Source organism: Gilliamella bombi (assembly GCF_900103255.1).
In the GTDB taxonomy this organism is placed as follows: domain Bacteria; phylum Pseudomonadota; class Gammaproteobacteria; order Enterobacterales; family Orbaceae; genus Gilliamella; species Gilliamella bombi.
The window spans coordinates 162,282-173,288 of sequence record NZ_FMWS01000014.1 but is presented as its reverse complement, the minus strand read 5'-3'; the positions used below and the strand labels follow the sequence as shown (position 1 = coordinate 173,288).

Genomic DNA, 11,007 nt, shown 5'->3' with positions numbered 1-11,007 from the left:
ATGTGTTGCCATTCCAAATTTTCTACTTTTTTGTTGTACTATTTTAGGGGATAGTTACACAACTTGTTTGATTTCTATTTCAGATATATCTGTAGAATTAGAAATATTAACCAACAGCTTGGCAACTGATAAATAAAAATTTAATAAAATCAATACTATACCTGATGGTTTTTATATCACCTAAAAAGACTTGTTTATTGAGCAATTTTTAAAAAACTACACTTGCTTTTTTCTTAAATCAGCGTTTAGATATAACAGTGATAAGCATTGGGTTTATCACTAATTTATTAGGAGGACTTATAATGGTACAAAAATTTGCTCCATACGGTAGTGATGTTTCGTCTGGCACTTATAAGTGCGCTGACTGTGGCTATATTTATTCTAACCAAAGTAAGAAATCGTTACCTCCTTGCCCTGATTATAATAAAAAACCGCACAGCAAAAATGGTTGGTATATTATGTCTGGACAGGGTGATTCAGTTAAAGATCCTCATCCACATAAAAAGTAATTTTATTCAGTTAATGCTATTAAAAGGTAGCCAATATGGTTACCTTTTTTGATTGTATCGATTTAAAATGATATTTTTTAGTTGTCAGCAATTAATTGTGACGTATGTATAACGATATGACTATTAAGTATAAATATCAATTCTTTCATATAGTTATTTTATAAACCGCTTATTTTGTCGTGAATTTATTTGATTTGTTTTTCATTTAGATGTTTTTTATAATAAAATCAATATGACTGTTAAATCTAAAAGTAAGGAATATTGAAGTGAAAAAGCTAATGAAATTGGCAGTGTTACTTTCTGCTCTTTTTACAATTTCGAATGCGTATAGTGCTGAATTACCACCATCAGCAAACATAACTAAAGCTTTTGCTGATAGTGCAAAAAGGTCGATATTAGGTGAAGGTGGCGAATTTCCGGTTAAAGTGGATGCGGGTTATGAAATAACTAACATTTTTGGTAACCTTAATAATATTGTTTTTGAATATAATATGCCGACCGATAGCCAAAGTGTATCAATAGTAGACATTACAGAAAATATCAGGCTTGGGCTTAATGCTCAATTTTGTAATAAGCAAGACGTGATTGAAGTATTACGTGCTTATGATATTCGGTTTTTATTTCGTTTTCAATTCAATGATGATCGTAATGTGCCAGCAACGTTATCAATAGATGAAATTTGTAAAGAACAAAAATAAATAGGTTAAATTTATAGCTATTGTTGACACCTTATTTTGATATTATTATGTATAACAGTGATTTTATAAGGCTTAATTAGCATGTTATATATTAAATAAGCTGTTTATATTATTGTATTAGATTGGGTGAATTGAAAAAGAAAAATAACAATAAGCCTTAAGAATAAATTAATTGAATATGCTCATACTTTGAACAACATTCAATTGACTACCCTTTTGAAAATTATCCTAACTATCAGGTTATTAGACATAAAACTAATGCTAAATGGTTGGGGTTAATTATGTCAGTGGGAAAGAATAAGTTAGGTCTAAATTCAAAAGATATGGTGGAAATAATTAATGTTAAATCTGATCCTGAATTAATTTCTATAATAAAAATTAATTCAGATATATTACCCGCATATCATATGAATAAAAATCACTGGATCACAATAATGCTCGACGGTTCTGTGCCGTTTGAACAAATCGTAAGTTTATTAAACCATAGTTATGATTTAACTATTTAAAATATATGATATATTTTAAAAAATATAAAATGGTATAGTTGCTTACACAACAGGTTAATTCAGAAACAAAAGCTTTGTATTATCTTTTATATAACTATTTAATTAATGCTTTGAACGGTATAAATACTTTAGACTTTTAAAAGATAATTGGTTATTTAGTTTAGTATATATCTTTTAGAATTTTTTACCCACATTACTAAAAATAAAGTTCTACCTAAGCTAAATAAAATATAAGAAAGCCATAATCCATTATTCCCCCATATTGGTACACAGATATATTGTGATATCAGCCATAAAATTAAGGCAAGAATCATAGAATCACGAATAGAAGAAGTGTAACTGATCCCAGAAAAAACGCCATAATAGATAAGACCACCAGCAACCACAATAGGAAAGATAGTAAGCCAATATTGATATTGCAAACAGATTGTGATGATTTCGGTTTGATTGGTTAATAATTTAATAATTGTTGTATTAAATCCAAACCATAAAGCAATTAATATTAGAGGACAAATAATACAAGCTTGCAGTGACCAATGTAAGGTTTGATTATATAACTTAATATCTTTAGTACCTTTCGCCTTACCGCTAAATACGCTTGAGGCATTGGCAAACCCGTCAAACAAATAAGCCATTAAATAGTGAATTTGAAACAAAACGGCATTAGCAGCTAACACTTCGGTGCTAAAACTCGAACCAATCGAGATAAAATGGTTGGTAACGATTAATAAACAAATGGTACGAATCATCAAATTGGTATTAACTAAAATCACTCCTTTTAATGATTGCCAAGATAGTATCGATTTTAAATCAGTTTGTTGATTGGATTTCGGTAAATTACGATAAATAAACCAAATGCCTAACAAAGTACAAATTATTTGGGCAATTAGTGTTGCAAAGGCAACTCCCTGCACATTCCAATGAAAGCCCCAAACAAAAATTACTGCCATAATAATATTAAGCAGATTAATTAATACTTGTAGAAATAGCACAGCCTTTACTTTAGACATTCCCATTAACCAACCAACTAAAACGTAGTTGATAAGGACAAACGGTGCTCCCCAAATTAAGACAGAGAAATAAATATCCGCGTAATGCTTTACTTCTTCATTAGGTTTGATAATGTGCATTGAGGAAGAAAATATCATCTGTTGAAAAATGATAAAAATAATTCCTAAAAATATAGCTATAAATAAAGGGCGAATTAAAGATGCTCGCAACAGTAACGGGTCATCTAATGCTTGTGCTGCAAAACCAGTGGTACTAACTCGTAAAAAGCCAAAAAGCCAATAAATAGTATTAAAAATAACAGCGCCAACAGCAATGCCTGCAATAAAGGCTGGATTGGGTAAATGTCCAACCAATGCGGTATCTACCACGCCCAGTAATGGAGTTGTAATAGTTGAAATAATAAACGGAATAACTAACGCTAAGTAATCTTTAAAACGATATTGTTTATTAACGATAGATTGAGTTGCCATAATTTAAAAACCTAAAATAGATTTAAGAAGTTGTTTAGAGTAAACATTATTAACCTGATTTAAATTGGCTATTTTATCAACTTGTTCGACAATCTGTCCTTGATAAAAGAAGATCACCCGATCGCAAAGATAAGTGATAGTCGCTAAATCATGTGTAATAAAAATGGTTGTTAAATTTAACTGTTTTTGCAGATCAACTAATAACGATAAAACTTGAGTTTGAACAGTAATATCAAGTGAACTTACTGCCTCGTCAAATAAAACAAATTTAGGTGAACAGGCAATTGCTCGTGCAATACAGATACGTTGTAATTGTCCACCACTCATTTCGTGGGGAAATCGATGATAAAATGATTCATTTAATCCTACTTGTTCTAATAGTTCAATTACTCGCTTTTTAAGTAGGCTTGCAGTAAGTTTGTCATAAATATAAATGGGTTCGGCAATAATTTCAGCAGCGGTAAAATAAGGGTTAACTGAAGTGTTGTAGTCTTGAAACACAGCGCTTATTTCTCGTCGCATTGGAGACTTTCGCCATGCACGTTGTCCTATATCTTGCCCATTAAAATAAATTTTGCCACTATCAGGTTTTTCAAGCCCCAAAATTAGTTTTCCAAGTGTACTTTTACCGCTTCCGCTTTCTCCTACAATACCTAAACATTCGCCTTGGTATAAAGACAAAGAAACATCTTTAATAATTGGCGTTTTTTTGCGATTAAATAAACCTTGATTAGGTTGTAAGAAAGATTTTTTGAGATTATTAATTTGTAATAACGGCGTCATTTAGATAGTCTCCAATCTATTTGGGTGGATAACGTCGTTAAATTTGGCTAATAACTGTTTACGAGTATCAATTAAGTAACGTGTATAATCATTTTTAGAATGATAAAAAATATGATCGCAACTACCTTGTTCTATAATCTGGCCTTGATTCATTACAATAATATGATCAGCGATATGGTGAATAACACTTAAATCATGCGAGATAAATATCATTGCTGTTTTCGATTTTTGTTTGATATTTTTTAATAATTGCAGAATATGAAGTTGACTAATAGAATCCAACGCTGTGGTTGGTTCATCGGCAATAATTAATTCAGGTTCAAGCATTAATGCTATTCCGATCATGATTCGTTGTAACATGCCACCACTTAACTGATGCGGGTATTTCTTAAAGATTTGTTTTGGATCATTAAGACCAATGTCAGCAATCATAGTTAATGTTTTTTCAATAGCTTGTTTTTTACTAATTGTCAGATGTGCCAATAACGTTTCAACCACTTGATTGCCAATACAATAAAGCGGATCAAAAGCATTCATTGGATGCTGTAGTATAGCCGAAATAGCATTGCCACGAATATGGCGTAATGTTTCATGGTTTTGTTTTAATAAATCACCATTTGATTGTAATGTTATTTTAGACTGTTTAGGGTTAAATAAAACTTTGCCTTGAACCGAAAAGTAGGGCTCTAATAAACCGATAATAGCTTTGCTAGTTAAACTTTTACCGCAGCCACTTTCGCCCATAATACCTAAACATTGATGATGCTCAAGGCAAAAGGAGATATCATTAAGCAGTGTTTTGCCATTATCCAGTGTTACAGTAAGATTCTTAACCTCAAGTAATTTATTATTCATGCTGTTTTTTCCTTAGGATCAAGAATGTCACGTAAACAATCACCAAGCATATTAAATGCAGCAACCACAATTAATATTGCAATTCCGGGGTAGAGCATTTGCATAGGATGCTGCATCATAACGTTTTTTGCTTCACTTAGCATTAGTCCCCATTCTGGAGTTGGTGCTTGTATGCCAAGCCCTATGAAAGATAAAGCTGAAATATTTAAAATTACCCAACCAGTATCTAGTGTGGCTAACACAACTAACTCTGACATTACATTTGGTAATAAGTGACGGCGAATAATAAATGAATGTGGTGCGCCAATTGCTCGGGAAAATAAAATATAGTTTTTACGGCTATATTTGATAACCGAGCTGCGAATCATACGACTATACCAAGCCCATTTGACCATAATATTGGCAATGATAACGTTCTCAATACCCACACCAAGTACGCCTACAATAGCAAGAATCATTACTTGGCTAGGAAAAGAGAGCATAATATCGCATAAACGCATAATACACTCATCAAGTTTACCTCGTTTATAACCTGAAATTAGGCCAATTATTGCACCAATAACAATGGTAATAATCATGGTTAATAATGATAAAAATAACGTGGAGCGAATGCCATAAAGTAGTCTTGAAAAAATATCACGTCCAAGATGATCACAACCTAACCAATGTTGAGCAGACATTGGGGCGTATTTACGAATAATACGTACTTTATTGGGATCAAATGGTGCAATATAAGGGGCTAAAATACCTAATATAATGATAGTTGCAATGATAATTAAACAACATAATGCAGTTTTATTTTTACAAACCTGCTTAAGTACATTCATGACAAACCACCATTATCACGTAAACGAGGATCTAGTAAATGATGAATAACATCGACAATAAAATTACATACCACAAATAATATTGCCATAATTAAAATATAAGCTTGGATAACGGGGTAGTCTCGATTCATAATAGCTGCAATACATAACCGTCCAAGTCCTGGCCAGGAAAATATATATTCAACCACAAATGAGCCAGCAATTAATTGCGGAATTGTCATCCCTAATGCGGTAATAGTGGTATGTAACGAATTGATTAATACATGCTTAAGAATAATTGTTCGTTCTTTTAGTCCTCGGCTACGTGCATAAAAAACGGAGTAGTTACGCATGTTTTCTAGCATGTTATTACGAATAAAACGAATATAGGTTGAAATATAAACGAATGATAGCGTTAAAGTTGGTAGGATTAGATTTTGCCATGTGCCATATCCATTAGTTGGAAGTAAATCTAAATAATTAGCAAAAAACCAGATAAATAAAAGCCCAAGCCAGTAGCTCGGCATAGCCGTGCCTAAAAAAATTATAATACGTAAAATATGATCAAAAACTGAATTAACAAAAATGGCACATAAAATGCCTAAGATCAGACTAATAATCAACGTAAAAATAAATGAAGATAATGCTAAAAGCAGTGTTGGTTGTAAGCTTCGAATGATCTCATCTAATACTAGCCTATCTCGATGTACAAAAGAACGACCAAAATCAAGTTGAAAAACGTTATATAACCAACTGATGTAACGGTTCCAAAATGGTTCATTTAAACCTAACTCTAGGCGCATACTTTCAATAGCATCAGGCGTGGGCATAATTTCATTTAAACGTAATGCTACTTCAGCAGGATCAGAAGGGGCTAAATTAATAAGTAGAAAAGCGATAAACGAGATACCGATAATAATCGGTATCATCATAATTAAACGTTTAAAAAAGTAATTTAACATTATTACTAACTAACAAAATAAATTAAAAATGCATTTTCTCAAAGGGAATGTCAAACTGCGAAGGAGCAAATTCAATACCTTTTAGTGATTTTATGGCGATAGCTCGGTTGCGTTCATAAGTTAACGGAATATAGACCGCTTGGTTATGCAATGTTTCAAGCACATAACGGTAAAGATCTTGACGTTCTTTTTCATCAGTTGAAATTAATGCTTTACTAATGCTTGCATCAATTTGAGCTTTCTCTTTCAATCCTTGTTGTGCCATATAATCACCATATACTGGTAATTTCATGCCAGACATAAAAGATTGTGGGTCATAAGGCATTCCCCAAGAAATATCAAATACCATATCAAAATCACCAGCTTTTTGGCGATCACGATAACCTTGTTCTTCTTCTCCATGAATGTTAAGTTTTAAACCAACCTGTTCAAACTCATCTTGCATATATTGTGCGATAGTTTTTTGAGATGCAGTATTGCTATCATAATAAAGAGTTATTTCAAATGATTTGCCATCTTTTTGACGGTAATTCTGACCTTTTTGTTTTAGCCAACCTGCTTTATCAAGTAGTTCTTCGGCTAATTTAATATTATATTCGTAAGGTTTTAACCCAATATTTGCATAAGGAATATTAGTAGCCATTAATGTATCAGCTGGCGCTTCGCTACCATTGAAGATACCTTCCGAAATATCTTTTTTATTTATGATATGTTCGATTGCTCGGCGCACATTAGCATCGCTTAAAGCGGGTCGAGTGGTATTCATCAATACGATACGGCTTGATACAGGTTTTGACATTAATGTTTGAAATTTATCAATTTCTGAAAACCGTTCAAATGAATCGGCATCCACCATATTTTTACCATAAATTAAATCAATTTCACCTTTTTCAAGTGCCATTAAACGGCTTTGGTTGTCTGCTATAACTTTCATGGTAACAGTTTTCAGTTTTGGTTGCTCACCCCAATAGTTAGGATTTGCGTTAAAAACAGCATACTGATCTTTTTTATGATCACCTAAAATATAAGGGCCTGTACCAATATAAGATTTAACGCCATTTTTTGTTTCACCATCGATCATTGAATTCGGTGAAATAAAGCGCATGGGTCTGGTTACTGCAATTTCAATCAAAAACGGGTAGTAAGGCTCTGACAGATTAACTTGAAGAGTATAATCATCTACCGCTTTGACTTCAGTAATTAAACGTACCATTTCAAGCCATGTATGGCGCACTTTATTTGACAGGACTGCATCCCAGTTTAATTTTGCACTGTGAGCATCGAATTTAACACCATCACTAAAGGTAACATCTTTTCTCAGTTTAAACGTATAGGTTTTTCCTTGGTTTGTAATAGCCCAGCTTTCGGCAAGCCAAGGAGAAAATGTGCCATCTTGATTATAATGAACAAGCGACTCATAGAGCATATTTTGAGCCCACATTTCACCTCCATAAAGGTGTGGATTCAAATCGCGTATATCTCGGAAGTTTGCAAAAGTGATATCATCTTTTGCAAAACAATTAAAGCTAAAAAGCGATAAAATTGAGACAATTAATAACTTTTTAATGTGGCTAAAGTTTAAAAGCATGTTTAATCCAGTAAATTATTATTAAAGAGTCAAATATTAACATAATTGCAAATGATAATAAATATCATTTATCTATCTTAATAGGTAAACACAATTCAAATCAATACTCTTTTTTATAACATATTTATATATTAAAGGTGCTCCAATAATTTTAAGTAAAGATTTGTGTAATATTTTAAAATTTGGATTAGTATACATAATAGTCGATAAGTAAATTTACAAAATAATCAAACAAATATTATTGAATTGCTTTATAATACATATGAATAATTTATTTTTTATTTATTTAGGATACATTTCATGTCATTTGGCTCTCTTGGTTTAGATACTGAGATTTTAAAAGCAATTCAAGAACAAAACTATACCGATCCAACTCCCATTCAACAACAAGCTATACCTGTAATCTTATCTGGTAAAGACCTTATGGCGAGTGCACAAACAGGAACAGGTAAAACGGCAGGGTTTGGTTTACCAATATTACAAAAACTTATTGAACAGCAAGCAAAAGAAGCTAATAATCCAAAATCTAAAAAAGGCAAACGTCCTTTATATGCCTTGATTTTAGCCCCAACGCGTGAGCTGGCTGCGCAAATAGGTGAAAATATTCGCGATTATAGTCGTTATTTGCCCATTCGTTCATTAGTAGTTTTTGGTGGAGTGAGTATTAATCCACAAATGATGAAATTGCGTGGTGGTGTGGATATTTTAATTGCAACACCAGGGCGATTGCTTGATTTACAGCAAAAAAATGCGGTGGATCTGTCAACGATTAAAATACTGGTGTTGGACGAAGCTGATCGCATGTTAGATATGGGATTTATACATGATATTCGTCGTGTGATTGCCAAGCTACCTAAAAAACGGCAAAATTTAATGTTTTCGGCAACTTTTTCGGATGAAATAAAAGTTTTGGCTCAATCTATTTTGCAGTCACCTGAATCTGTTGCTGTAGCAAAAACCAATAGTGCTTCAGATCAAATTACTCAATATGTTCATCGAGTTGATAAACGTCGTAAGCGTGAGCTACTGTCTTATTTAATCGGTAAAAATCAGTGGCAACAAGTGTTAATTTTTACACGAACCAAATATGGTGCAAATCATTTAGCGGAACAATTAACGAAAGATGGCATTAAATCAGCAGCTATTCATGGGAATAAAAGCCAAGGAGCTCGTACAAAAGCATTAGCTGATTTTAAAAGCGGACAAATTAGGGCATTGGTTGCCACAGATATTGCCGCTCGAGGTCTTGATATAGAGTTATTACCTTACGTTGTTAATTATGAGCTCCCTCAAGTTGCTGAGGATTATGTTCATCGTATTGGTCGAACAGGTCGAGCGCAGAATCAAGGGCAAGCTCTCTCGCTTGTGTGCATTGATGAATTGCCACAATTAAAAGCAATTGAAAAATTGGTTAAAAAAACGATTCCAGAATTAACAACCAAAGGGTTTGAAGTTGATCCAAAAATTAAAGCTGAACCTGTAAAAAAATCGCCACCAAGGCGTGCGCCAGCAAAAAGAAGAAGTTCATCTTCAAATCGATCGTCGCAATCCAATCAAAATGGTGTGAAAACCTCCAATAAACATAATCACACTAAAAATAAGCAAACTTATATTTAATAAGAAGGAAATTATTATGGTAAATCGCAGCAGACGTTTACGAAAAAAATTACACATTGAAGAGTTTAAAGAATTAGGTTTTACCGTTAGTTGGTCGTTTGAAGAAGGTACAACTGAAGAAACTTTAGATAATATTGTCGATCAGTTTATTCTTGAGGCTGTTCAACCCAATGGTTTAGCTTATGAGGGGAGTGGTTATTTAAATTGGAAAGGGATTATTTGCACCCAAAAACTAGGCAATTGTACCGAAGAACATCGTGACATTGTCACAAAATGGCTAAACGAACACGGTCTAAAAAGTGTTAAAACTAGCCCACTTATCGATATTTGGTGGGATGAATTAGAATTCTAATCTATTGGTGATCTCTAAATATAAAATAGTCACTGGTGTGGCTATTCAAGTACAATATAGTATTTCGGTAAGGAGTACTTATATAATGAACGAAGGTACTATTTTTAAACTTGATAAAAAGTATACGCCTTTTTTATTCAAAGCGATAGAAGCAGCAAAGAAAAGCGAATTTGTGACCAAATATAAATACGATATCGATCATTTTTATATATCTTTTAATAATTATATAAGAATAAATAATGGATTTAGCTGTTATACAATAAGTTTTTATTCGAAAGAGATAACGCAAGATAATTGGATGGACATTGGGGCAGGCGGAATAGTTATAGATGATATAAATGTTGATATAGATATTGATTCTGGCGATGTTATTTCCATTTATGCAAGCCGTTAACATAAATAAGAATTTATAAAAATTATTGGTATATAAAAATAATTACATTAGCGGTTATATTATAGCTACTAAAATTTTTTAAATTATTTAATAGTAAATCGCTTTATATATTGGTACAGCTATTTTTTTCAATGATAGATTATCAACGGATGATATTACAACTTTAATATGCATTGCTTTTTTATAATTTTCTTTCCAACTGTAAGTAAAAGATATCCAAGCTAATATTTACAAATCTTAACAAAAAGGTCAGCATTTTATATTTAAATGATGTTATTTTTTATTTACAATATAGGCTTGTTTTAGTGAGTTACTATATTTCTTTTTTATCTAAAACAAAAATGATTTTATAAAAATTAATCGATACACTATATAAAAATATTATATTAAACAATTACTTGAAATATTGAATAGGTTATGGTAGAATGAAAGAAGCAACACAACACAACACAACAC

Annotated in this window: 11 protein-coding genes and 1 pseudogene; 6 read left to right on the top strand and 6 right to left on the bottom strand. The window is 32.1% G+C overall.

What is annotated here, in order from left to right:
* The first annotated feature begins 302 nt into the window (after positions 1–302).
* The 3 genes from B9N71_RS03345 (at position 303) to B9N71_RS03335 (ending at position 1,713) form a co-directional block, all read left to right on the top strand.
* The gene (locus B9N71_RS03345; protein WP_034910630.1) at positions 303–509 is read left to right on the top strand and encodes a hypothetical protein; all 207 of its coding nucleotides are present in this window, start codon (positions 303–305) and stop codon (positions 507–509) included.
* Positions 510–775: 266 nt separating this feature from the next.
* Entirely contained in the window at positions 776–1,207 is a 432-nt protein-coding gene (locus tag B9N71_RS03340; RefSeq protein ID WP_034910507.1) for a hypothetical protein, read from the top strand.
* A gap of 176 nt (positions 1,208–1,383) precedes the next feature.
* Entirely contained in the window at positions 1,384–1,713 is a 330-nt protein-coding gene (locus B9N71_RS03335; RefSeq protein ID WP_085164096.1) for an MmcQ/YjbR family DNA-binding protein, read from the top strand.
* A 155-nt stretch (positions 1,714–1,868) separates the two neighbouring features.
* Here the strand turns inward: B9N71_RS03335 and B9N71_RS03330 are convergent, their stop codons facing one another.
* The 6 genes from B9N71_RS03330 to nikA are packed head-to-tail and all read right to left on the bottom strand — an operon-like array spanning position 1,869 to position 8,188.
* Positions 1,869–3,194: an MATE family efflux transporter gene (locus B9N71_RS03330; protein WP_085164095.1), complete on the bottom strand. Its 1,326-nt coding sequence runs from the start codon at positions 3,192–3,194 to the stop codon at positions 1,869–1,871.
* A gap of 3 nt (positions 3,195–3,197) precedes the next feature.
* Positions 3,198–3,977 carry an ABC transporter ATP-binding protein gene (locus tag B9N71_RS03325; RefSeq protein ID WP_085164094.1) on the bottom strand — a complete coding sequence of 260 codons (780 nt, stop codon included), beginning with the start codon at positions 3,975–3,977 and terminating at the stop codon, positions 3,198–3,200.
* Complete coding sequence (locus B9N71_RS03320) at positions 3,978–4,832, bottom strand: ABC transporter ATP-binding protein (protein WP_085164093.1); 855 nt, start codon at positions 4,830–4,832, stop codon at positions 3,978–3,980.
* Positions 4,829–5,659: a nickel/cobalt ABC transporter permease gene (gene opp1C, locus B9N71_RS03315; protein ID WP_085164092.1), complete on the bottom strand. Its 831-nt coding sequence runs from the start codon at positions 5,657–5,659 to the stop codon at positions 4,829–4,831. The genes B9N71_RS03320 and opp1C overlap by 4 nt, the downstream gene beginning before the upstream one ends.
* Complete coding sequence (opp1B, locus tag B9N71_RS03310) at positions 5,656–6,600, bottom strand: nickel/cobalt ABC transporter permease (protein WP_065589797.1); 945 nt, start codon at positions 6,598–6,600, stop codon at positions 5,656–5,658. The genes opp1C and opp1B overlap by 4 nt, the downstream gene beginning before the upstream one ends.
* A gap of 22 nt (positions 6,601–6,622) precedes the next feature.
* Entirely contained in the window at positions 6,623–8,188 is a 1,566-nt protein-coding gene (gene nikA / locus B9N71_RS03305; RefSeq protein WP_085164091.1) for a nickel ABC transporter substrate-binding protein, read from the bottom strand.
* A gap of 300 nt (positions 8,189–8,488) precedes the next feature.
* Between nikA and rhlE the strand changes: the two are divergent.
* The 3 genes and pseudogenes from rhlE to B9N71_RS03290 form a co-directional block, all read left to right on the top strand.
* A pseudogene (gene rhlE, locus B9N71_RS03300) lies at positions 8,489–9,766 on the top strand (ATP-dependent RNA helicase RhlE); the annotation flags it as partial.
* Positions 9,767–9,821: 55 nt separating this feature from the next.
* Complete coding sequence (locus B9N71_RS03295; protein ID WP_085164089.1) at positions 9,822–10,157, top strand: YggL family protein; 336 nt, start codon at positions 9,822–9,824, stop codon at positions 10,155–10,157.
* A gap of 85 nt (positions 10,158–10,242) precedes the next feature.
* A complete protein-coding gene (locus B9N71_RS03290; RefSeq protein ID WP_085164088.1) occupies positions 10,243–10,551 on the top strand; it encodes a hypothetical protein in 309 nt (102 codons plus the stop codon).
* Positions 10,552–11,007 lie beyond the last annotated feature (456 nt).

Bases quoted from the DNA above. Each gene is read 5' to 3' on its own strand.
- B9N71_RS03345 (WP_034910630.1), top strand. From the start codon at position 303: ATGGTACAAAAATTTGCTCCATACGGTAGTGATGTTTCGTCTGGCACT.
- B9N71_RS03330 (WP_085164095.1), bottom strand. From the start codon at position 3,194: ATGGCAACTCAATCTATCGTTAATAAACAATATCGTTTTAAAGATTAC.
- B9N71_RS03325 (WP_085164094.1), bottom strand. From the start codon at position 3,977: ATGACGCCGTTATTACAAATTAATAATCTCAAAAAATCTTTCTTACAA.
- B9N71_RS03320 (WP_085164093.1), bottom strand. From the start codon at position 4,832: ATGAATAATAAATTACTTGAGGTTAAGAATCTTACTGTAACACTGGAT.
- opp1C (WP_085164092.1), bottom strand. From the start codon at position 5,659: ATGAATGTACTTAAGCAGGTTTGTAAAAATAAAACTGCATTATGTTGT.
- opp1B (WP_065589797.1), bottom strand. From the start codon at position 6,600: ATGTTAAATTACTTTTTTAAACGTTTAATTATGATGATACCGATTATT.
- nikA (WP_085164091.1), bottom strand. From the start codon at position 8,188: ATGCTTTTAAACTTTAGCCACATTAAAAAGTTATTAATTGTCTCAATT.
- B9N71_RS03295 (WP_085164089.1), top strand. From the start codon at position 9,822: ATGGTAAATCGCAGCAGACGTTTACGAAAAAAATTACACATTGAAGAG.
- B9N71_RS03290 (WP_085164088.1), top strand. From the start codon at position 10,243: ATGAACGAAGGTACTATTTTTAAACTTGATAAAAAGTATACGCCTTTT.